Raw genomic sequence first — 21,216 nt, 5'->3', positions numbered from 1 at the left:
CCGCGGGCGCGGGGGCTGGCGAACCGGCGCCGATGCGGGCCAGCTCGCCGCCGACGGGCACGGTGGCGTCTTCCTCGGCGGTGATGCTGATCAGGACACCGGCCACCGGCGACGGGATCTCGGTGTCGACCTTGTCGGTGGACACTTCGACCAGTGCGTCGTCGACCTGGACCGAGTCGCCGACCCTCTTGAGCCAGCGGGTCACGGTGCCCTCGGTCACCGACTCGCCGAGCTCGGGCATCAACACCGGGGTCGCGTCGCCGCCACCGGAACTCTGCTGAGCGGGCTGGGCCTCCGGCTGGGCCTGCGGCTGGGGCTCGGGTTGGGGAGGCGGCGCGGACTGCGGCTGCGGCTCGGGCTGGCTCGGCGCCTGCGCGGCCGGCCGCGAGTCGCCCCCCGCCCCGCCGCCCTCGGACGCGTCGCCGATGACGGCCAGCTCGCCGCCCACCTCGACGGTGTCGTCCTCCTGGGCGACGATCTTGGTCAGCACGCCCGCGGCCGGCGAGGGGATCTCGGTGTCGACCTTGTCGGTCGACACCTCGACGAGCGGTTCGTCGAGCTCGACCGTGTCGCCTTCCTGCTTGAGCCAGCGGGTGACCGTCCCCTCGGTGACGCTCTCACCGAGTGCCGGCATCTGGACGGAGAAGGCCATCTTTTCTGACTCCTCGATCGCTCGTGGGTCGGGGCGGGTCGATCAGCTCGCTTGCGGAAGGCGAAGTCGCATTCCAAAACTATCCTGTCACTGCACCGTTGTCGGTACACACCCAGGGCAGATACCCCGCGCTGAACCGGTGGCGCTGGTCACGCTTGCTACGGTGTGGCCATTGCAGCCAAAGCGGGGAGGTCGGAGATGCCGCCAACACCACAACTACGCCGGCATTTCGTCGACAGCGCCGACGGCGCGCGCATCGCGGTCTACGAGGAGGGCAACCCAGAGGGCCCCACCGTCGTGCTGGTGCACGGCTTCCCCGACTCGCATGTGCTGTGGGACGGGGTCGTCCCGCTGCTGGCCGAGCGGTTCCACGTCATCCGGTACGACAACCGCGGCGTCGGTGCGTCCTCGGCGCCCAAGCCGGTGTCGGCTTACCGCATGGACCGCTTCGCCGACGACTTCGCCGCCGTGACCGGCGAGCTGAGCCCGGGCCGGCCCGTGCACGTGCTGGCCCACGACTGGGGCTCGGTGGGGATATGGCACTACCTGAAGCGCCCCGGCGCCAATGACCGCGTCGCCACGTTCACGTCGGTGTCGGGACCCGCCCAGGATCAACTGGTCGATTACATCTTCAGCGGGTTGCGGGCGCCCTGGAAGCCGCGTACCTTCGTGCGGGCGATCAGCCAGGCGCTGCGACTGACCTACATGATCTTCTTCTCGATACCGGTGCTCGCGCCGTTGGTTTTGCGGCTGACCCTGTCGGTCCCGGCGTTGCGCCGCAACGCCGTCGACAACATTCCCGTCGAGCGGATCCACCATTCCGACAAGCTGCCCTCCGATGCCGCCCGGTCGGTAAAAACCTATCCCGCCAACTATTTTCGCTCCTTCTCCGCCCGTAAGCAGGGCGTCGCGGTCATCGACGTGCCGGTGCAGCTCATCGTCAACACCAAAGACAAGTACGTGCGGCCCTACGGCTACGACCACACTCCGCGCTTCGTGCCGCGGCTGTGGCGGCGCGACATCCGAGCCGGTCACTTCTCGCCGATGTCGCACCCCCAGGTGATGGCGGCGGCGGTGCACGAGTTCGCCGACCAGGCCGAGGGCAAACAGCCCAGCCGCGCGCTGCTGCGCGCGCAGGTGGGGCGCCCCCGCGGCTCGTTCGGGGACACCCTGGTATCGGTCACCGGGGCCGGCAGCGGCATCGGCCGGGAGACCGCGTTCGCCTTCACGCGCGAAGGCGCCGAGCTGGTCATCAGCGACATCGACGAGGCGGCCGTCAAGGCCACTGCGGCCGAGATCGCCACCCGCGGCGGCGTGGCGCACGCCTACGTGCTCGACGTGTCGGACGCGCAGGCGGTGGAGTCGTTCGCCGAACGGATCAGCGGGGAGCACGGCGTGCCCGACATCGTCGTCAACAACGCCGGCATCGGGCACGCGGGCGGCTTCCTGGACACCCCACCCGAGCAGTTCGACCGGGTGCTCGACATCAACCTGGGCGGGGTGGTCAACGGGTGCCGGTCGTTCGCGCGGCGGATGGTGGAGCGCGGCACCGGCGGCTACATCGTCAACGTGTCGTCGATGGCCGCCTACGCGCCCCTGCAGTCGCTGAGCGCCTACTGCACGTCGAAGGCGGCGACCTACATGTTCTCCGACTGCCTGCGCGCCGAACTCGACGCCGCCGGGGTGGGCCTGACCACCATCTGCCCCGGCGTCATCGACACCAACATCATCAACACCACGAGATTCGATGCGCCCGCCGGCAGGCAGCCCGACGCCGTCGACGGCCGGCGCGGCCAGCTGGGCAAGATGTTCGCGCTGCGGCATTATGGCCCCGACAAGGTGGCCAACGCGATCCTGTCGTCGGTCCAGAAGAAGAAGCCGATTCGTCCGGTGGCGCCGGAAGCCTATGCGCTGTATGCGCTTTCGCGTGTCGCGCCGCAGGGGCTGCGCAACGCCGCGCGCATCCGGGTGATCTGAGCCGGGCTAAGCGCCCGTCGCCGCGCCGCGGCGTCCGGTCAGCAACGTGGCCCCGATCGCGATGACTCCCAACACGGCCAGCGGTATCGCCCACGCGCGCCGGCCGCCCACCGACGACTGGCACTGCGCGACGTAGTCGGTGTGCGGGACGATCTGGTTGAGGATCGGGATGTTCGCCCCATTGCTGTTGTTCGCGCTTCTGGCCGCGGAAAGGTCCGTCGCCACGGCGTTTCCGCAGCCGACCGAATGGCCGTTGCTGTCGGAAACCGACACCGGCGCCAGCAAGCCGATGACTCCGGCCAACAACAGCACGGCGCCCACACCGATGATCAACCGTCGCATCGTCATGGTCTCGCCTTTCGTCGGGGGGATTTCGACCGCTAGATTAACCGCAGGCCACCGCTGGTAAACCCGGCGTTGACGCCGCATAACTCGGCGACGGCCGGGTACCCGCCCGCGGTAACGCCAAGACCTGAAGGGGTGTGCACGTGATCACTGCAACGCGGGAGGTGCCCGAGTCGTGTGAGCGGGTGTGGGAGGTACTGGCCCAGGGCTGGACCTACACCCAGTGGGTGGTGGGCAACAGCCGGATGCGGGCCGTCGATCCCAACTGGCCGGAACCCGGGACCTCGATCAGGCACTCGATCGGGATCTGGCCGTTGGTAATCAACGACGCGACCATCGTGGAGGAGAGCGAACCCCCACACAAGCTGGTGCTGTGTGCACGGCTGGGCCGGCTGGGCGCCGCGCGAATCACCATGCTGCTGCACGAGATTCCGCAGGGGTGCCGCATCGAGATGATCGAAGTACCGGTCGAGGGGCCGATGGCGGTCGTTCCCGATTCCCTCGCGTTGGCGGCGGCATACCCGCGCAACATGGAGTGCCTGTGGCGGCTGGCGGCGCTGGCGGAACGCTTGGAGCCGAGCCAGGTGAAGTGACGGTGCGCGACACCGTCGACGCCGTCGTGATCGGGGCGGGACACCACGGGCTGGTCGCGGCGTCGATGCTGGCCGACGCGGGCTGGGATGTGCTGGTGCTGGAAGCCCAGCCCGAGCCGGGCGGGGCGGTACGCAGCGCCGAGCTGACACCGGGCTACATCACCGATTTGTTCAGCTCCTTCTACCCGATGACGGTGGCGTCGCCGGCGATGGCGGCGCTGCGGCTCGAGGATCACGGCCTGCGCTGGTCACATGCGCCGACGGTGGTCGGCCACCCACGCGACGCCGCCGACGACGACCCGCCCATCGTGTACCACGATCCCGCCCGCACGGCGGCGGAGTTCGCCCGGCGAACCCCCGCCGACGGCGAGAACTGGTGGCGTCTGGTGGAGCTGTGGAACAAGATCAAGACGCCACTGCTGGACGCCATGCTGGCGCCCTTCCCGCCGGTGCGTCCGTTGCTGGGGCTGCTGCGCAAGCTCGGCACGCCCGAAGCCGTCCGGGTCGCCCGCCTGCTGGTGCAGCCGGCCAACGCCATGGCCGCCCAGCTGTTCGAGGGCGAGGCGCCGCGAGTGTTGTTGTTGGGCAATGCAATGCACGCCGACGTCCCACCGGACGCGCCGATCAGCGGCGCCATGGGCTTTTTGATGACGATGCTGGCCCAGGATCACGGCTGGCCGGTACCGGTCGGCGGCTCGGGCCAGCTCACCGCGGCGCTGGTCAACCGCGCCCGCTCGGCCGGCGCGCGAATCGAATGTCAGCAGAACGTGTCCCGCATCGACGTGCGCGGCGGCCGGGCCGTGGGCGTGGTGACCGCGGAGGGGCGAACGGTGACCGCTCGCCGCGCGGTGGTGGCCGACGTGACGGCACCGCGATTGTTCTGTGACATGCTGCCCGCGGACGCGGTGCCGGCAGCGCTGCGCCGCGACCTCCAACATTACGAATGGGACCCGCCGGTGGTGAAGGTGAATTATGCGCTGGCAACCCCGATCCCGTGGCGAGCCAAAAACCTGCGGTCGGTTGGCACCGTGCATTTGGGCGCCGACGGAGACGGACTGGTCCGCTGGATGGCCGACCTGAACACCCGCGTGGTACCCGAGCATCCATTCATGTTGTTGGGGCAGACCACTACGGCGGACTCCAGCCGATCGCCAGCCGGCACCGAAAGTGTTTGGGCATATACACATTTGCCCCGCAGCGTGTCCGACGACGCCTCGGCCGATCGCCTGGCCTCGGCGGTGGACCGGGTCATCGAAGAGCATGCACCGGGCTTCGGTTCGGCGGTGATCGACCGGTTCGTGCAACGGCCGTCGAATCTCGAGGCCAGCGACGCCAACCTGCATCTCGGGGCGCTCAACGGCGGAACCGCGCAGTTGCAGCAGATGCTGGTCTTCCGCCCGGCGCCCGGCATGGGCCGGGCCGAAACACCCATCGAGCGGCTCTATTTGGGCAGCGCGTCGGCGACACCGGGCGGCTCGGTGCACGGGGCGTGCGGGCGCAACGCGGCCAACGCCGCGCTGGCCGCCGACGGCGCGACCGGCTGGCCACGCCGCATGCTCGGGCGGGCCGTGCTCAAAAGGCTGACCGGCTAGCGGTTTTGCTAGCCCTTTTCGCAGATGTCCTCCAGCACGGCGAACATGGTCCGCGTCGGCACGCCGGTGGAGCCCTTCGGCGAGTAGCCCCACGGGCTGCCGGTGTTGAAGGCCGGGCCGGCCACATCGATGTGCGCCCAACTCACCCCGTCGGCGACGAACTCGCGCAGGAACACCCCGGCCACCAACATCCCGGCGAAGCGCTGCCCGCTGATGTTGGACAGGTCGGCCACCGTGGACTTCAGGTCTTCCTTGAGTTCGTCGGGCAGCGGCATCGGCCAGCCGTTCTCGCCCACCCGTTGCGAAATCGCCGCGACGCGGTCGCGGAACTCGTCGCTGCCCATCACGCCGGGGATCCGGGCGCCCAGCGCCACCGTCTGCGCGCCGGTCAGCGTGGACGTCTCGATCAGGTAGTCGGGATTGTCCTCGCACGCCCGCACGATGGCGTCGGCCAGGATGAGCCGTCCCTCGGCGTCGGTGTTCTGCACCTCAACCGTGATCCCGCCGTACTGTGTGAGCACGTCGCCCGGGCGCTGCGCGGTGGCCGACGGCATGTTCTCGGCCATCGGCACGGTGGCGATCACGTCGATCGGAAGTTTGCGCTGCGCGGCCAGCGCGACGGTCGCGATCACGGCGGCGGCACCGCCCATGTCCGAGGTCATGTGGTGCATTCCCGCCGCCGGCTTGATCGAGATGCCGCCCGTGTCGAACGTGACGCCCTTGCCGACCAGCGCCACCTTTCTGGCCTCCTTTGGTTTCTTGGCCAGCTTCGAGCCGCGGTGGATCAGGCGCACCAGCCGGGGCGGACGCGACGAGCCCTGCCCGACGCCGATGATGCCGCCGTAGCCGCCCTTCTGCAGCGCCTTGTCGTCGAGCACCTCCACCTCGAGACCGACGGATTCACCCAAAGCCCTTGCGCGCTTGGCGAATTCGGCGGGGAAAAGGTGGCTGGGCGGGGTGTTGACGAAGTCGCGGGCGGTAGCGACGGCTGTCGCGACGGCGGCGCCGTGCGCGGCGTCGTTCTTGGCGTCCTTGGCTTTGGCGAGCACCGTGATCTTGCGCAACCCTTGGTCTTTAGGTGCGGTCTTTTCGCTGCGGAACTCGGTGAACCGGTAGGCGCCCAGGATCAGGCCCTCGACGGCCGCCGCGGCAATGCCCTCGCCGGGGAGCTGGGCCAGCGTGGTGATCACCGACTCGGTCTTGCCGAGCGAGCGCGCGGCCACACCGGCGGCGCGACGGATGGTGTCGGCCGGCCAGCCGGACTGCGGTTTACCCAATCCGATCGTCAGCACGCTGGACACCGGCAGCGCTCCCACCACCAGCCGGTGCACCTGTTCGGCGCCCCCGGTGGCCTCCACCGCGCGCAGACCCGATTCGATCTCGGCCACCGCGTCGGAAGACAGGAACGGCTCGGCGGCCGCGACGGCCGCGCCCGGCTTGTCGTCCTCGCCGGTCGAGACGACGGGCACGATCAGCGCGGTCGACGCGGCGGCGCGCCGGGGCAGCGAGGAGGCGACGATGACGGAAGGGGCCTGGTGTCCCGGTTCGGTACTCACGCGTAGTCACCATAGTCATCGCGGATCGGCCTCACCGCGGTGGCGTCTCGGCGCTCAGATCGAAGGCTGCCACGGGTTCGTCAAATCCCTTGAGTGTCAACGGGCCGTGGGCGACCGCGGGCCAATTCGGCAGCTCTTCGCGCAGCGCTGAGTCGGCAAGAATCTGTCCCGGACTCGCGGCCGCCACGAGTCGCGCCGCCAAGTTGACCGGGCCGCCGAAGTAGTCGCCGTTGATCGCCAGGACGCTGCCGTAAGAGAGGCCGGCACGCACCTGCAAACCCTCCTCGCGCGCCCGCGGGTGCTCGACGAGATCGACCGCCGCCCTGGCGAGTCGCTCCGGCGATGCGCTCACCCACATCACCTCGTCGCCGATGAACTTCACCACCCGGCCGCCATCGCGAAGGATTACATCTGTGACGGTTCCGGCGAACTGGTTGAGCAGGTCCGACAACCGCGCGGGGGTGAGCGCGTTGGTGAGCACGGTGAAGCCAGACAGATCGGCAAAACCGATCCCGCACACCACGCTTGCCGAGGTGTCGCGAAGCACGCCCTCGAAGTGGGTTCGGGCGCCGGTCAGGTGGTGGCGGTGCACCACGTCGATCAATGGCCCCATCCGGGGGACGAACTCGGCGACCGCGCGGTAGGCCTGCGCGGTGGCGAGCTCGTCCTGGGTGTGGGTCATCAGGATGTCCGGCGTTCCGGCGCGGATCGCTGTCGACTCGGCCTCCGCTAGCCTGGCCATCGCGGCGCCGAGGACCCGCAGCAGGCCCTGCGCGCCGTCCTCGCCGACCACCACCTTGAACGCGACCCAGGTCGACAGGGCGTCGACGTCGGCCTGGCTCAGCACGGGAGCGTCGGGCCCGGCGACTGTCAGGCAGAGCAACGCCCACGCATTCGCCACCTCTTCGGCCGATATGCCGAGCTCCTCGGCCGCGGCTTGCATGGTATAGATCGGGCGACCCGACCAGGCCAGGACATCACCGGCAAGCCCGAACAGCCGGCCACGCCGTTCGGCTTCGACCATGTCGTCGACCGTGAAGCCGAGGTTGTCCAGGTACTTGATCAGGTCGGCCCGGTCGCGCGGGTTGGCGATCCCGGCGGCCTCAAGCTCCTCGAAGTCGTACGACTCGGACACCTGCCCAAGTGTGCCAGCCTCGCAGGGGGTTAGGGTGGGACGCCGTGAGCGAGCTGCAGCACGGACCGCTGGAAGACCGTCATCGCGATATGGGCGGCAGTTTCGCCGAATTCGGCGGCTGGCTGATGCCGGTGTCCTATGCCGGCACCGTCAGCGAGCATAACGCGACGCGCAACGCGGTCGGCCTCTTCGACGTCAGCCACCTGGGCAAGGCGTTGGTCCGCGGGCCGGGGGCCGCAGAGTTCGTCAACTCCGCGCTGACCAACGACCTGGGCCGCATCCGTCCGGGCAAGGCGCAATACACTCTGTGCTGCACCGAATCCGGCGGAGTCATCGACGACCTGATCGCCTACTACGTCGACGACGACGAGATCTTCCTGGTGCCCAATGCCGCCAACACCGCCGCCGTGGTCGAGGCGCTGCAAGCCGCCGCACCGAGCGGGCTGACCATCACCAACCAGCACCGGTCCTTCGCGGTGCTGGCCGTGCAGGGGCCGCGATCCGCCGACGTGCTAGGCCGGCTGGGCCTGCCCACCGACATGGATTACATGGCCTATGCCGACACGTCGTTCTCCGGCGTCCCGGTGCGGGTGTGCCGCACCGGCTACACCGGCGAACACGGCTACGAGCTACTGCCGCCGTGGGACTCCGCGGGTGTGGTGTTCGATGCCCTGGCCGAGGCGGTCGGCGCGGCCGGCGGTGAGCCGGCCGGCCTGGGCGCCCGCGACACGCTGCGCACCGAGATGGGCTACCCGCTGCACGGTCACGAACTGGCCCTGAACATTTCCCCGCTGCAGGCCCGTTGCGGCTGGGCGATCGGCTGGAAGAAGGACGCGTTTTTCGGCCGCGACGCCCTGCTGGCCGAGAAGGAGGCGGGCCCGCGGCGGCTGATGCGCGGGCTGCGAATGGTGGGCCGCGGCGTGCTGCGCGCCGGGCTGACGGTGCTCGCCGGCGACACCCCGGTGGGGGTCACCACGTCGGGCACGTTTTCCCCGACGCTGCAGGCCGGCATCGCGCTGGCGCTCATCGACACCGACGCCGGCGTCGAGGACGGTCAGCAGATCACCGTCGACGTCCGGGGTCGTCCCGCCGCGTGCGAGGTGGTGCGGCCGCCCTTCGTCGCGGTGAAAACGCGGTAGCGGCACCGCGTGCGCGGGCGAAATCCGATTCGGTAGGCGGATATACAATCGGCGGATGACCTGCGGCTCCCTCGAGTTCACGGTTTCGCGCTCGGCAAATCCGGCAACCGATGCCGAACGCGAAACCATCCTGGCTGAGCCGGGTTTCGGCAAGTACTTCACCGATCACATGGTGTCGATCGACTACGACCAGACCGGCGACGGTTGGCACAACGCGCGCGTCATCCCCTACGGGCCCATCGAGCTGGACCCGTCGGCGATCGTGCTGCACTACGCGCAGGAGATCTTCGAGGGGCTCAAGGCGTACCGGTGGGCGGACGGCTCGATCGTGTCGTTTCGCGCCGAGGCCAACGCCGCCCGGTTGCGAACGTCGGCGCGGCGGCTGGCCATCCCGGAACTGCCCGAAGAGCTGTTCATGGAATCGCTGCGCCAGCTGATCGCGGTCGACAACGCCTGGGTTCCGGCGGCCGGGGGCGAGGAGGCGTTGTACCTGCGCCCGTTCGTCATCGCCACCGAGCCGGGGCTGGGGGTGCGGCCGTCCAAGCGCTACCGCTACCTGGTGATCGCCTCGCCGGCCGGCGCCTATTTCAAGGGCGGCATCAGCCCGGTCACCGTCTGGGTGTCGACGGAGTACGTGCGGGCCAGTCCCGGCGGCACCGGCGCGGCCAAGTTCGGCGGCAACTACGCGGCCTCGCTATTGGCTCAGGCCGAGGCCGCGGCCAACGACTGCGACCAGGTGGTGTGGCTGGACGCCGTCGAACGGCGCTTCGTCGAAGAGATGGGCGGGATGAACATCTTCTTCGTGTTCGGCAGCGGCGGGTCGGCCCGACTGGTCACCCCCGAGCTGTCGGGCTCCCTGCTGCCCGGCATCACGCGGAACTCCTTGCTGCAGTTGGCCATTGATGCCGGCTTCTCCGTCGAGGAACGCAAAATCGATATCGACGAGTGGCAGAAGAAGGCCACGGCCGGGGAGATCACCGAGGTGTTCGCCTGCGGCACCGCCGCGGTGATCACCCCCGTCTCGCACGTCAAGTACGGCGATGCCGAGTTCACCGTCGCCGACGGCCAACCCGGCGAGGTGACCATGGCGTTACGCGACACGCTGACCGGGATTCAGCGCGGCACCTTCGCCGACACCCACGGCTGGATGGCCCGGCTCGGCTAGCGCGGCAACTAGAACCGCACCAAGCCCGCGAGGGCCACCGCGCTCACCGTCGCGGTCAGCTCGATCGCCGCGCCCAGCACGTCACCGGTGATGCCGCCGAGTCGGCGTACACAGTGCCGCACCAGGATCCCTCCGCAGCCCAGGCCCGCCAACACCGCCACCGGACCCTGCCACGGCCGGGGCCCGGCCAGCAGCGAAACGGCGAGCAGCACCGCCACCCAGGCCGCCACCGCCGAAGTCGGCTGGCTGCCGGCGACCCGGACGCCCAGGGCGCTGCCCTCGGCCGCGGGCACCGACCGGTGGCCGGCCAGCACCGCGGCCACCCGGCCCGCGAACACCGCCACGGCGATACCGGCCACGCCGGGGAGCACTTGGCCCGTGGCCCCCAACGCCGAAAACGCCAGTGCCTGCAGCATGATCACCACGACGACGGCGGCGACGCCGAACGGCCCGGTCGATCCGTCGCGCATCACCGCCAGCGCCCGCTGCGGCGGGCCGTAGCAGCCCAGGCCGTCGGCCGTGTCGGCGACACCGTCGACGTGCAGGCCGCGCGTCGCCAGTAGCAGCGCCGCGACCGCGAGCAGGCCGGGCAGCGGGCCGGACGGCCCGAACACGGCCACCCCACCCCAGGTCACGGCCGCGGCCAGGGCTCCCAGCACCGCGCCCACCACCGGCAGCGCGGTCATGGCGGCGCGGCCCATCGGCGCGTGCCCGCCGCCCGGCACGGGCAGCACCGTGCCGAACGCGAAAGCCGTTGCCAGCGAACGGATCACGGCGGGGGAGCGGCCTGTGCGGCGTCGTGGATGCGGTTGGACACACCGGCCTCGGTGAAGGTCGCCATCGACGACAGGGTGGCCACCGCGGCGCGCAGCACCGGCACCGCGAGCGCGGCGCCCGTTCCCTCGCCCAGGCGCATCCGCAGGTCGAGAATCGGCTCGAGCTCCAGCGCCGCCAGCGCGAGCGCATGGGCGGGCTCGGTGGACCGGTGACCGGCCTGCCACCACAGCCGGGCGCCCGGTGCCAGATGCTCGGCGACCAGCGCGGCCGCCGTCACCGCCATGCCGTCGAGCAGCAGCGGCGTGCGCCGGACCGCGGCCTGCGCGCAAAAGCCCGCCAGCGCGGCCAGGTCGGCGCCGCCGGCGCAGCGCAGCAGCCCGACCGGATCGGGCAACAGCTGCCGGGCGCGAAACATCGCGTCGCGCACCGCGGCCGTCTTGCGCGCCCACCCCGCGTCGTCGATCCCGGTGCCGAAGCCCACCGCCGCAACCGGCTCGGCATTCGTCAGGGATGCCACCAATACCGTTGCGGCCGTGGTGTTTCCGATGCCCATGTCGCCGGCGATCAACAGGTCGGCGCCGGCATCGACCTCCTCGTCGGCGATGGCCGCACCGGCCGCGAGCGCCCGCGCGGTCTCATCGTCGCTCAACGCGTCCTCGACCCTGATGTCGCCGCTGGCGCGGCGCACCTTGTGGGTGCCGATCCGTTCGGTCAGCGGGTCGGCGTCGACGGACAGGTCCGCGACCCGCACCGTCGCCCCGGCGACATCGGCCAGGGCGTTGATCGCGGCCCCGCCGGCGTCGATGTTGGCCACCATCTGCGCCGTCACCTCCGGCGGGTAGGCCGACACCCCCGCTCGGGCGACACCGTGATCGCCGGCGAACACCACCACCCGGGCACGCTCGAATTGCCTTGGCGGGCAGTGTCCCTGACACGAGGCGACCCACACCGACAGATCTTCGAGCCGGCCGAGCGCACCGCGGGGCTTGGTCAGGGTGTCCTGGCGGGCACGTGCCGCGGCGGCGACGTCGACGTCGGGCGGGGAGATGGCGGCGAACTGCATCAGGCCCCCGGCGGTTTGATCGAAACGGGCTGGCCGGCCACCACCAGCACCACCCGGTCGCACAACCGGGCCAGGCGCTGGTTGAGGCCGCCCAGCTCATCGGCGAACCGGCGTCCGGAGGCGGTGGCGGGCACGACCGTCAGCCCGACCTCCGGGCTGACCAGCACCAGCGGGGAGGCGAAGTCGCCGACCGCGGCCAGCACGTCATCGACGGCGGCCGCCACCGAGCCGCCATCCCAGGCGTTATTGCGGTCCAGTGCGCCGGTCAGCCAGGTGCCGAGGTCGTCGATGAGCGTCGGGGTGTCCGGGGATTGGCGCAATTGCGTTGCGATGTCGTCGGTTTCGATGGTCGACCAGTGCGCCGGCCGACGGCCGCGGTGCTGGGCGATCCGCTGGGCCCACGCCGCATCGTCGTGCCCGGTCGGCCCGGGCGCCAGATAATGCACCGCCCGCCCGGCCGGCAACCCGTCGGCGATGGCTTCCTCCGCCCACTGCGACTTGCCTGACCTGATCCCGCCGAGCACCAGGGTGCGCACCGGTGTCAGCCGGCCTTCCGGCGAGCTCTACTCGACACTGCTGCCGTGCTTGACCTGGGGACGCGGCGCCCGCAGCCGGCGCATCTGAGACGCCCGGCCTGCGGCGTAAAGCCCGAGCTTCCAACGACTTTCGGTGTTGTTCGGGAACTTCACATCGACCAGCCTGCTGACCTTGCGGCCCAGGATCAGGCCGTCGATGCTCATCACGGCCATCAGCACCAACATCGCCGGCGACACCCACAGCTGCAGCTGCGGAACGCCGAACATGACGAACATCAAAAACAGGGTCGACGGCATGAACAGACCCAGCAGATTGCGCCGCGAATCCACTACGTCGCGGACGTAGCGGCGGATGGGGCCCTGGTCGCGCGGCAACAGATAACCTTCTTCGCCGGCCATCATCTTCTCCCGGCGTTGCGACATGCCGGCGCGGCTGGCGGCCTTGGCGGCCCGGCGCTCCTCGCGGCTGAGCTTGGGGCCGGCCAGCGATTTGCGCCGGGCGCGCGCCTCGGCGGCGGTCAGGGGCGCGGGCGCGACCGGCCCCTTCCGCGCGTTGCGCCGCGCCTCGTTGCGTTTGGGCGTGGGGCGTCCCTTGGGGCCCGTCCGCCGCGCCTCGCGGGTTGCGTCGCCCGAGGCGCCAGCAACGCCGGCGACGGCCGCGGCGGCCGCGTTTTCGTCGAGGTCGGTGTCCTGGCCCTTCTTGCGGCCCAACAGCTTCACAGTGGTTAGGTTACTTCGCGCGTGATTCGCGCCGGAATTCGCCTGGAATGCCTTGCTATTACACCTGCGTTAGTGCCGCACTTGGTCCTACTCTTACACGTGATGAACGGCTGCCTTTGATGGACGACGGGTCGATGGCCTCGGCTGATGATGGTCCCGGCCTGGCCCCCGGCCGCCTGCAGTTGCCCGCCATGCAAGTTCTCATCGCCCCGGACTGCTACGCCGACAGCATGTCGGCGGTGGAGGCTTCCGCCGCCATCGCGACCGGTTGGACCCGGTCGCGTCCCGGCGACCGGTTCATCGTCGCCCCCCAATCCGACGGCGGCCCCGGCTTCGTCGAGGTGCTGGCCAGCAGGCTGGGGGGGACGCGGCGGCTAAGGGTGTCGGGACCGCTGAAAGCCATGGTCGAAGCCAATTGGGTATTCGACCGCCGGTCGGCCACCGCCTACCTGGAGTGCGCGCAAGCGTGCGGTCTGGCGCTGATCGGTGGACCACCCACGCCGGAGACCGCCATGGCGGCGCACAGCAAAGGCGTGGGTCAGCTGATCGCCGAGGCGCTGCGGGTCGGGGCGACGCGCATTGTGGTGGGGTTGGGCGGCAGCGCCTGCACCGACGGCGGCCAGGGGATGATCGCCGAGCTCGGCGGCCTGGACACCGCCCGCCGTCAGCTGGGCAACGTCGAGCTGATCGCCGCCTCCGACACCGAATACCCGCTGCTGGGCCCGTGGGGGGCGGCCCGAGTGTTCGGGCCGCAGAAGGGCGCCGACACGGCCACCGTCGCCGCGCTGGAAGTTCGCCTGCAGGCGTGGGCCCTGATCCTGGAAGCGGTGGCCGGGCGCGACGTGAGCGCCGAGCCGGGCGCGGCGGCCGCCGGCGGGATCGGCGCCGGCCTGCTGGCGCTGGGCGGCCGCTGTGAGTCCGGGGCGGCGATCATCGCCGAGCACACCCGATTGTCCGACGACCTGGACACCGCGGAGCTGATCGTGACCGGTGAGGGCCGGTTCGACGAGCAATCCCTGCACGGCAAGGTGGTGGGATTTCTCGCCGACGCGGCCCGGCCGCGAGGGATCCCGGTGGTGGTGCTGGCCGGCCAGGTCGACCTGGACAACGCGACGGTGCGTTCGTCGGGCATCATGGCGGCGTTGTCCATCGCCGAGCACGCCGGATCGGTGCGGTTGGCGCAGGCCGACGCCGCCAACCAGCTCATGGGTCTGGCCTCCGTTGTGGCGGCGCGACTCGGGAATAGCGGTCCGTCAAGGTACCGTTGAGGAAGTGGACTTTCGCGCGGTCCGGATCGTCCGGCGCAAACCGGCGATATCGGGCCCGATCGGACCCACCCAACAATGAGGCATGTAGGAGAAGCAATGACGGTGCAAAACGAGTCGAACGCCACGACGACCCACGGCGTGATCCTGACCGAGGCCGCCGCCGCCAAGGCAAAGTCCCTGCTGGACCAGGAGGGCCGCGACGACCTCGCGCTGCGCATCGCCGTGCAGCCGGGCGGGTGCGCCGGCCTGCGCTACAACCTCTTCTTCGACGACCGGACGCTGGACGGCGACCTGACCGCGCAGTTCGGGGGAGTGACGCTGACGGTGGACCGGATGAGCGCGCCCTACGTCGAAGGCGCGTCCATCGACTTCGTCGACACCATCGAGAAGCAGGGCTTCACCATCGACAACCCCAACGCCACCGGCTCGTGCGCCTGCGGCGACTCGTTCAACTGATCGGTTAATCCGGCGCACTGCGCTCAGTACGAGCCGCCGGTGCGTAGCACGTATGAGCAGACCATGATCTGTCCGCGCTGGAACAGCAGCTGAGCGATGCCCTGCACTTGCCCATGCATCGGCCCGCCGCCCGCCGGCGACACCTTCATCGAGAACAACGCCTGAGCCTGGTACTGCGACAGGTAAACGATCTTGTCGATCGAGGTCACCTCGACCTCGGAGAACTGCTTGCGGAACGCGTCGCTGCTGAGCTTGGCCAGCGCCTGGTCGGACCGTTTGTCCTGGACTCCGTCGTACAGGCCGCACAGCGCGTTGCGGGCGATCTCGTTGATGTCGCGATGCTCGAGCGCGTCCAGATAGCCCTGGATGGCCGTCTTCGCCGCGCCCTCGGAAAACGTGGCGCCGGTATTGGCCCCGTTGGTGCGGACCCCATACACGATGGCCACGGTCAGCACCGCGACGAGCGCGATGGCCAGCACAATGCCGACGATGAGCCGCCGCTTGGACCGTTGCGGCGGGTGGGCCATCGGCGCGTTGGGTTTCCCGGCATAATTGACGGGAGCGGGCCCTGCCTGCGGAGCCGCGCCGAAGCTCGGGTGACCGGTGTTGGGGTCGTCGGGGAACTCGAGTGGCTCGGATTGACTTGGGGGTTCGTGTCCGCTCGGTCCGCCGCCGTTGCCGCCACCGACGGTGTGGTTCGGCGAGTGCGGACCTGCCATCCTGGTTCTCCTACCGTGGTAGACGGGACTGCAAACGGGTTGCGGCCCGAGCATGTGATCCCGGCGACTTGAGTGAGTTCCCTAGGGAGGCTAGCGCACGACATCACGCCGACCGTGCCCACAGCTACGGTTCGGACGCGTGAGTAAGCTAGATAACCTTACTAACGAAGGACGGAGTTTTTTGTGACGATCGCGGTGACAGGTTCGATTGCGACCGACAACCTGATGCGGTTCCCCGGCAAGTTTTCCGAGCACCTGCTGGCCGAGCACCTGCAAAAGGTTTCGCTCAGTTTTCTGGTTGACGACCTGGTGATTCACCGCGGCGGCGTGGCGGGCAACATCGCCTTTGCCATCGGCGTGCTGGGCGGCGACGTGGCGCTGGTCGGCGCGGCCGGCGACGACTTCGACGACTACCGGCAGTGGCTGCAGTCCCACGGGGTCAACTGCGAGCACGTGCTGATATCGCAGACCGCGAAGACCGCCCGGTTCACCTGCACCACCGACGAGGACATGGCCCAGATCGCGTCGTTCTACCCCGGCGCCATGTCGGAGGCCCGCGACATCAAGCTCGCCGACGTGGTGTCGTCGGTGGGCCGGCCGGACCTGGTCATCGTCGGGGCCAACGACCCCGACGCGATGGTGGTGCACACCGAGGAGTGCCGCGAGCTCGGCCTGCCGTTCGCCGCCGACCCCTCGCAGCAGCTGCCCCGGCTGTCCGGCGCGGAGATCGACAAACTGGTCGACGGGGCGGCCTACCTGTTCACCAACGACTACGAGTGGGAGCTGCTGCGCTCCAAGACCGGCTGGTCCGAGGCCGACGTGCAGCGCAAGGTCGAACTGCGGGTGACCACGCTGGGCGCCAAGGGCGTCGACATCGTCGAGCGCGACGGAACCACCACCCACGTCGGCGTGGTGCCCGAGACCAGCCAGACCGATCCCACCGGCGTGGGCGACGCGTTCCGGGCCGGTTTCCTCACCGGTCGCAGCGCCGGCCTCAACCTCGAGCGTTCGGCTCAACTGGGCTCGCTGGTCGCCGTGCTGGTGCTGGAGTCGACCGGAACCCAGGAGTGGACGTGGGACCCGGCCGTCGCCAAGACCCGGCTGGCCGACGCCTACGGCGACGACGCGGCCGCCGAGATCGCGGCGGTGCTGGGTTAGCTTGCCGAGCAGACGCAAAAGCACCGACACACTCGGCGTGTTGGGTGCCTTTGCGTCTGCTCGCCGTTAGAGCTGCACCGGGTACACGGGCTCGCTGATCTGGGGCACTACGGTGCGCTCGACGAAGATCGCGTGCCAGAGCATGAAAATCAGCAGCGTCCAGAGCCGGCGGCTGTGATCGCTGGCGCCGTTGCGGTGCTCGTCGAGCATCCGGCGCACGGCGGCCAGGTTGACCAGGTGACCGGTCTGCGACGAGTCCACCATGGCGTACGCCCATTCCAGCAGCTCGCCGGCGCGCAGCCAGTGCCGAATCGGCACCGGGAAGCCCAGCTTCGGCCGGTGCAGCACGTGCGCCGGCACGATCGGCTCCAGCGCCCGCCGCAGCGCGTACTTCGTCGTCGTGCGGGTGATCTTTGCCTCGACCGGCAACCGGGAGGCGACGGCGAACACCTCGGGATCCAAAAACGGCACCCGAAGCTCCAGCGAGTTGGCCATGGTCATCTTGTCGGCCTTGACCAGGATGTCGCCGCGCAGCCAGGTGAACAGGTCGATGTGCTGCATGCGGGCCACCGGGTCCCAGCCCGCCGATTCGGCATACACCGCCGCGGTGACGTCGGTGTGGGTCCATTCCTCGCGGAAGCCGGGCAGCACGTCGCGCAGCTGCGCGTCGGAGAAGCTGCGGGCGTTGCCGTAGTAGCGCTGCTCAAGGGTCAGGGAGCCGCGGTGCAGCAGGCTCTTACCCCGCATCCCGTCCGGCAGCGGCTTGGAGACCTTGCCCATCGATCGCCGCAGCGGCCGCGGCAGGTAATCGAAGGGCTTGAGCGACAACGGTTCCCGGTAAATGGTGTAGCCGCCGAAAAGCTCGTCGGCGCCTTCGCCGGACAGCACCACCTTCACGTGCTTGCGGGCCTCCCGCGCGACGAAGAACAGCGGCACCAGCGCCGGGTCGGCCACCGGCTCGTCGAGGTACCAGACGATCTCGGGCAGCGCGGCGACGAACTCACCCGCGGTGACCACCTTGGCGATGTGACGCGCACCGATCGCCTCCGCCGAGGCCACCGCGACGTCGATCTCGGAGAATCCCTCCCGCTCGAAGCCGGTGGTGAAGGTGATCAGCCGGGGGTTGTGCCGGATCGCCAGCGCCGCGATGGCGGTGGAGTCGATGCCCCCGGACAAAAACGCCCCGACGGTGACGTCGGCGCGCATGTGCTTGGCCACCGAGTCCTCGAGCACCGCGGTGATCTCGTCGTAGCGGGCCTGTTCGGTGCCCCGGGTGATCGGCGCCGCGGCGAACCGCGGCACGAAGTACCGGGTGACCTCAGGTTGCAGGCGGCCGGGCCGGATCCGGGCGTAGCAGCCCGATTCCAGCCGGCGCACCCCGCGGTGCAGCGTCTCGGGCTCGGGCACGTACTGCAGGACGGTGTAGTGCTGGACGGCGCGCTCATCGATCGCGGTGTCGAACCCTACCAGCTCGGCCACATCCAGCAGGCACTTCTTCTCGCTGGCGACCGCGGTGCCGCCCGTCCCGGTCGCCATGAACAGTGGCTTGATGCCGAACGGGTCTCGGGCGCAAAGCAATTCGCGGGTCACGGTGTCCCACAGCGCGAACGCGAACATGCCGCGCAGCCGGGTCAAGACGTCGGTGCCCCAGTGGTGGTAGCCGGCGACGATGGGCTCGCCGTCCCCGTCGGTGGCGAAGACGACGCCGTGGCGGCGGGCCAGTTCGTCACGTAGCTCGAGGTAGTTGTAGATCTCGCCGTTGAACACCAGCACGTAGCGCTCGGGCGCCTCGGGCGGCCCCCACCGCAGCGGCTGATGTGAATGGGCGATGTCGATGATCGACAGCCGGTTGAAGCCGAAAACGACGGAGCCGTCGGTGTCCGGGTCCACCCAGGTGCCCGGCTCGTCGGGCCCGCGATGGCGCATCGAATGCGACGCGCGGGCGACCGCGCCGTCGGCCCGGGCGGCAGCCGCGTCCTTGTCCAGGCCCCCCGGGGCGGCGACGAACGCCAGCAGACCACACACGGCGCCCCAGTATGCCGCACTTGGCGGGCGTGCGTGGATGTCGCACCCGGCACGTCGTCGACGGCCGGGCGGGCCGGTGGGCCGGGGTTTCGTCGCCCGGCTCAGGCGCGTGGTCTACGCTGCGTAGTATTCGATATCCGAGCAGGAGGCGCTAACGTGACCCCTCGCGAGCAGGACCGTTCGCAACGTTTGTCGCAGGGCAGGTTTCGGCGCCATTCCGCGGGCTCCGGAAGCCGGGCGAACGGCGTTTCCCGTCGCCTTCGGCCGCTCGCGCTGGCCATGACGTTGGGCGTGCTGGCGTTGTCGTTGAGCGGGTGCAGCGGATGGGCGGACGCGCTGGCCCTGGGCTGGCCGCGGGGCATCACGCCGGAGGCCCACCTGAACCGGGAACTGTGGATCGGTGCGGTGATCGCCTCGCTGGTGGTCGGCGGCATCGTGTTCGGGCTCATCTTCTGGGCGTCGGCCTTCCACCGCAAGAAGGTGACCGACACCGATTTGCCCCGGCAGTTCGGTTACAACATGCCGCTGGAGCTCGTGCTCACGGTGACGCCGTTCCTCATCATCTCGGTGCTGTTCTACTTCACGGTCGTGGTGCAGGAGAAGATGCTGCACCTGGCCAAGGACCCCGAGGTAGTGATTGATGTCACGGCCTTCCAGTGGAACTGGAAATTCGGCTATCAGAAGGTGGCCTTCAAAGACGGCACGCTGAACTACGACGGGACGGACCAGGCACGCAAGAAGGCGATGCTGTCCAAACCGGAGGGCAAGGACGCCCACGGTGAGGAGCGCGTCGGTGCCGTGCGCGGCTTCAACACCTCCGACCGGCAGTACCTGAACTTCGACAAGGTCGAAACGCTGGGATCCAGCGAGGAAATCCCGGTGCTGGTGCTGCCGACCGGCAAGCGCATCGAGTTCGATCTGGCGTCCGCGGACGTGGTGCACACGTTCTGGGTGCCGGAGTTTTTGTTCAAGCGCGACGTGATTCCCAACGCCGACGCGAACAACTCGGTTCACGTCTTCCAGACCGAAGAGATTCAGAAGCCGGGCGCGTTCGTGGGCCATTGCGCGGAGTTCTGTGGCACGTATCACTCGATGATGAATTTCGAGGTTCGGGTGGTGGCGCCCAACGACTTCAAGGCCTACCTGCAGCAGCGGATGGACGGAAAGAGCAACGCCGAGGCGTTGCAGGCGATCGGGCAGCCGCCGCTCGCGGTGACCACCCATCCGTTCGACACCAAGCGCGGTCAATTGGCCGGAAGCCAGTAGGTTAGGACACCAAATGCATATCGAAGCCAGGCTATTCGAGTTCATCGCCGGGTTTTTCATTGTGGTTGCGGTGCTCTACGGGGTTCTGACGGCGATCTTCGCCACCGGAGGCGTGGAGTGGGCGGGCACCACCGCGCTGGTGCTGACCGGCGGCCTGGCGTTGATCACGGCGACGTTCTTCCGGTTCGTTGCGCGGCGGCTGGACACCCGGCCCGAGGACTACGAGGGTGCCGAGATCAGCGACGGAGCAGGCGAATTGGGCTTCTTCAGCCCGCACAGCTGGTGGCCGATTCTGGTCGCGCTGTCCGGCTCGGTGGCCGCGGTCGGCATCGCGCTATGGCTGCCGTGGCTGATCACCGCCGGGGTGATGTTCATCCTGACGTCGGTGGCCGGCTTGGTCTTCGAGTACTACATCGGTCCCGAGAAGCACTGATTCGCGGCATAAAGGTCACAATCAGATCACGTGATTGGTGGGCCGTTCGCCATGACGGCTTTGCCCCTTTGGGGTTCGGTAGTGTTTTGCCCAGAAAAACGAGGAGTCTCCCAGCGCGCCCGCATCGATGTGATCGCGGAGTCTTGAGCGCAGGTGAGGCAGTCGAACAGGGCAGGCAAAGGCAGAGATGAGCGGGTCGAGACCCCCGGAATGGGATCCTGACGCACCCGACCCTGCCGACGAGATCAGCCACCAACCGCAGCCCGGCGGCGAGCCGGCCGACAGCCTGGAACCCGTCTCCCACAGCGACGTCGGGGGGGACCCGGGCCCTTTCGAGGACGGCGCCGAACTGGACCCGGCGAACCAGACCGATGAGACCGACGCCTACTCGCGGGCCTATTCGGCTCCGGAGTCCGAGCATTTCACCAGCGGCCCCTACCTGCCGGCCGATCTGCGGCTCTACGACTACGACGACTTCGACGAGTCCGCCGCCGCTGACGACGAACACGGCACCGCGCGCTGGCCGTGGGTGGTCGGGGTCGCCGCGATCGTGGCCGCGATCGCGCTCGTCGTCTCGGTATCGCTGCTGTTCGCCCGGACCGATACCACCAAGCTGGCCAACCCCAACACCACCACCGCCC

Annotated in this window: 20 protein-coding genes and 1 pseudogene; 11 read left to right on the top strand and 10 right to left on the bottom strand. The window is 69.4% G+C overall.

Going from position 1 to position 21,216, the window contains the following annotated elements:
* Nucleotides 1-652: biotin/lipoyl-containing protein (locus BST14_RS23855; RefSeq protein WP_306460736.1), on the bottom strand; the 652-nt coding region annotated here is incomplete at its 3' end.
* 198 nt (nucleotides 653-850) lie between these two features.
* Here BST14_RS23855 and BST14_RS23850 point away from each other — a divergent pair.
* Nucleotides 851-2,629: an SDR family oxidoreductase gene (locus BST14_RS23850; protein WP_083066799.1), complete on the top strand. Its 1,779-nt coding sequence runs from the start codon at nucleotides 851-853 to the stop codon at nucleotides 2,627-2,629.
* Nucleotides 2,630-2,635: 6 nt separating this feature from the next.
* On the opposite strand, the gene BST14_RS23845 is transcribed toward BST14_RS23850, so the two are convergent.
* Nucleotides 2,636-2,977, bottom strand: coding sequence for an aminopeptidase (locus BST14_RS23845; protein ID WP_083066798.1), 342 nt, complete (start codon nucleotides 2,975-2,977; stop codon nucleotides 2,636-2,638).
* Between the two features lie 140 nt (nucleotides 2,978-3,117).
* Between BST14_RS23845 and BST14_RS23840 the strand changes: the two genes are divergently transcribed.
* Together BST14_RS23840 and BST14_RS23835 are read left to right on the top strand one after the other, a co-directional pair.
* The gene (locus BST14_RS23840; RefSeq protein WP_083066801.1) at nucleotides 3,118-3,567 is read left to right on the top strand and encodes an SRPBCC family protein; all 450 of its coding nucleotides are present in this window, start codon (nucleotides 3,118-3,120) and stop codon (nucleotides 3,565-3,567) included.
* On the top strand, nucleotides 3,564-5,159 hold the full coding sequence (locus tag BST14_RS23835; protein WP_083066797.1) for a phytoene desaturase family protein: 1,596 nt from the start codon (nucleotides 3,564-3,566) through the stop codon (nucleotides 5,157-5,159). Before BST14_RS23840 ends, BST14_RS23835 begins: the two co-directional genes overlap by 4 nt.
* An 8-nt stretch (nucleotides 5,160-5,167) precedes the next feature.
* Here the strand turns inward: BST14_RS23835 and BST14_RS23830 are convergent, their stop codons facing one another.
* Nucleotides 5,168-6,715: a leucyl aminopeptidase gene (locus BST14_RS23830; protein WP_083066796.1), complete on the bottom strand. Its 1,548-nt coding sequence runs from the start codon at nucleotides 6,713-6,715 to the stop codon at nucleotides 5,168-5,170.
* 31 nt (nucleotides 6,716-6,746) lie between these two features.
* Nucleotides 6,747-7,850, bottom strand: coding sequence for an adenylate/guanylate cyclase domain-containing protein (locus tag BST14_RS23825; protein WP_083066795.1), 1,104 nt, complete (start codon nucleotides 7,848-7,850; stop codon nucleotides 6,747-6,749).
* A 44-nt stretch (nucleotides 7,851-7,894) separates the two neighbouring features.
* Between BST14_RS23825 and gcvT the strand changes: the two genes are divergently transcribed.
* Both gcvT and BST14_RS23815 read left to right on the top strand, forming a co-directional pair.
* A complete protein-coding gene (gene gcvT / locus BST14_RS23820; protein ID WP_211280797.1) occupies nucleotides 7,895-8,989 on the top strand; it encodes a glycine cleavage system aminomethyltransferase GcvT in 1,095 nt (364 codons plus the stop codon).
* Between the two features lie 55 nt (nucleotides 8,990-9,044).
* Complete coding sequence (locus BST14_RS23815; RefSeq protein ID WP_083066793.1) at nucleotides 9,045-10,154, top strand: branched-chain amino acid aminotransferase; 1,110 nt, start codon at nucleotides 9,045-9,047, stop codon at nucleotides 10,152-10,154.
* 8 nt (nucleotides 10,155-10,162) lie between these two features.
* Here BST14_RS23815 and BST14_RS23810 read toward each other — a convergent pair whose 3' ends face one another.
* The 4 genes from BST14_RS23810 to BST14_RS23795 are packed head-to-tail and all read right to left on the bottom strand — an operon-like array spanning nucleotide 10,163 to nucleotide 13,250.
* Nucleotides 10,163-10,927, bottom strand: a complete 765-nt coding sequence (locus BST14_RS23810) for an adenosylcobinamide-GDP ribazoletransferase (protein WP_083066792.1) — start codon at nucleotides 10,925-10,927, stop codon at nucleotides 10,163-10,165.
* A complete protein-coding gene (gene cobT, locus BST14_RS23805; RefSeq protein ID WP_083066791.1) occupies nucleotides 10,924-11,994 on the bottom strand; it encodes a nicotinate-nucleotide--dimethylbenzimidazole phosphoribosyltransferase in 1,071 nt (356 codons plus the stop codon). Before cobT ends, BST14_RS23810 begins: the two co-directional genes overlap by 4 nt.
* The gene (locus BST14_RS23800; RefSeq protein WP_083066790.1) at nucleotides 11,994-12,530 is read right to left on the bottom strand and encodes a bifunctional adenosylcobinamide kinase/adenosylcobinamide-phosphate guanylyltransferase; all 537 of its coding nucleotides are present in this window, start codon (nucleotides 12,528-12,530) and stop codon (nucleotides 11,994-11,996) included. The genes cobT and BST14_RS23800 overlap by 1 nt, the downstream gene beginning before the upstream one ends.
* Nucleotides 12,531-12,557: 27 nt before the next feature.
* Nucleotides 12,558-13,250, bottom strand: coding sequence for a DUF3043 domain-containing protein (locus tag BST14_RS23795; RefSeq protein ID WP_083066789.1), 693 nt, complete (start codon nucleotides 13,248-13,250; stop codon nucleotides 12,558-12,560).
* A gap of 191 nt (nucleotides 13,251-13,441) precedes the next feature.
* On the opposite strand from BST14_RS23795, the gene BST14_RS23790 reads away from it, so the two are divergent.
* Both BST14_RS23790 and BST14_RS23785 read left to right on the top strand, forming a co-directional pair.
* Nucleotides 13,442-14,518 (top strand): glycerate kinase family protein, encoded by a 1,077-nt coding sequence (locus BST14_RS23790; protein ID WP_083066800.1) that lies wholly within the window; start codon nucleotides 13,442-13,444, stop codon nucleotides 14,516-14,518.
* Nucleotides 14,519-14,614: 96 nt separating this feature from the next.
* The gene (locus BST14_RS23785; RefSeq protein ID WP_083066788.1) at nucleotides 14,615-14,974 is read left to right on the top strand and encodes an iron-sulfur cluster assembly accessory protein; all 360 of its coding nucleotides are present in this window, start codon (nucleotides 14,615-14,617) and stop codon (nucleotides 14,972-14,974) included.
* 23 nt (nucleotides 14,975-14,997) lie between these two features.
* Here the strand turns inward: BST14_RS23785 and BST14_RS23780 are convergent, their stop codons facing one another.
* Complete coding sequence (locus tag BST14_RS23780) at nucleotides 14,998-15,693, bottom strand: Rv0361 family membrane protein (RefSeq protein ID WP_083066787.1); 696 nt, start codon at nucleotides 15,691-15,693, stop codon at nucleotides 14,998-15,000.
* Between the two features lie 183 nt (nucleotides 15,694-15,876).
* Here BST14_RS23780 and BST14_RS23775 point away from each other — a divergent pair, with 183 nt between their 5' ends.
* Nucleotides 15,877-16,851 carry a carbohydrate kinase family protein gene (locus tag BST14_RS23775; protein ID WP_083066786.1) on the top strand — a complete coding sequence of 325 codons (975 nt, stop codon included), beginning with the start codon at nucleotides 15,877-15,879 and terminating at the stop codon, nucleotides 16,849-16,851.
* 66 nt (nucleotides 16,852-16,917) lie between these two features.
* Here BST14_RS23775 and asnB read toward each other — a convergent pair whose 3' ends face one another.
* Nucleotides 16,918-18,876, bottom strand: a complete 1,959-nt coding sequence (gene asnB, locus BST14_RS23770) for an asparagine synthase (glutamine-hydrolyzing) (protein WP_083066785.1) — start codon at nucleotides 18,874-18,876, stop codon at nucleotides 16,918-16,920.
* A 156-nt stretch (nucleotides 18,877-19,032) separates the two neighbouring features.
* Between asnB and ctaC the strand changes: the two genes are divergently transcribed.
* The 3 genes and pseudogenes from ctaC to BST14_RS23755 all read left to right on the top strand — a co-directional run.
* Entirely contained in the window at nucleotides 19,033-20,142 is a 1,110-nt protein-coding gene (gene ctaC, locus BST14_RS23765) for an aa3-type cytochrome oxidase subunit II (protein WP_083066784.1), read from the top strand.
* Between the two features lie 13 nt (nucleotides 20,143-20,155).
* Entirely contained in the window at nucleotides 20,156-20,575 is a 420-nt protein-coding gene (locus BST14_RS23760) for a cytochrome c oxidase subunit 4 (protein WP_083066783.1), read from the top strand.
* A gap of 187 nt (nucleotides 20,576-20,762) precedes the next feature.
* Nucleotides 20,763-21,216, top strand: a pseudogene (locus tag BST14_RS23755) (MmpS family transport accessory protein); the annotation flags it as partial.

Source organism: Mycobacterium arosiense ATCC BAA-1401 = DSM 45069 (assembly GCF_002086125.1).
Classification (GTDB): domain Bacteria; phylum Actinomycetota; class Actinomycetes; order Mycobacteriales; family Mycobacteriaceae; genus Mycobacterium; species Mycobacterium arosiense.
The sequence above is the reverse complement of the archived record's forward strand: the minus strand, read 5'-3'. Positions and strand labels throughout refer to the sequence as shown.

What these genes read in the sequence shown, in the direction of transcription:
- BST14_RS23850 (WP_083066799.1), top strand. Translation starts at nt 851, where the DNA reads ATGCCGCCAACACCACAACTACGCCGGCATTTCGTCGACAGCGCCGAC.
- BST14_RS23845 (WP_083066798.1), bottom strand. Translation starts at nt 2,977, where the DNA reads ATGACGATGCGACGGTTGATCATCGGTGTGGGCGCCGTGCTGTTGTTG.
- BST14_RS23815 (WP_083066793.1), top strand. Translation starts at nt 9,045, where the DNA reads ATGACCTGCGGCTCCCTCGAGTTCACGGTTTCGCGCTCGGCAAATCCG.
- cobT (WP_083066791.1), bottom strand. Translation starts at nt 11,994, where the DNA reads ATGCAGTTCGCCGCCATCTCCCCGCCCGACGTCGACGTCGCCGCCGCG.
- BST14_RS23790 (WP_083066800.1), top strand. Translation starts at nt 13,442, where the DNA reads ATGCAAGTTCTCATCGCCCCGGACTGCTACGCCGACAGCATGTCGGCG.
- BST14_RS23785 (WP_083066788.1), top strand. Translation starts at nt 14,615, where the DNA reads ATGACGGTGCAAAACGAGTCGAACGCCACGACGACCCACGGCGTGATC.
- BST14_RS23780 (WP_083066787.1), bottom strand. Translation starts at nt 15,693, where the DNA reads ATGGCAGGTCCGCACTCGCCGAACCACACCGTCGGTGGCGGCAACGGC.
- BST14_RS23760 (WP_083066783.1), top strand. Translation starts at nt 20,156, where the DNA reads ATGCATATCGAAGCCAGGCTATTCGAGTTCATCGCCGGGTTTTTCATT.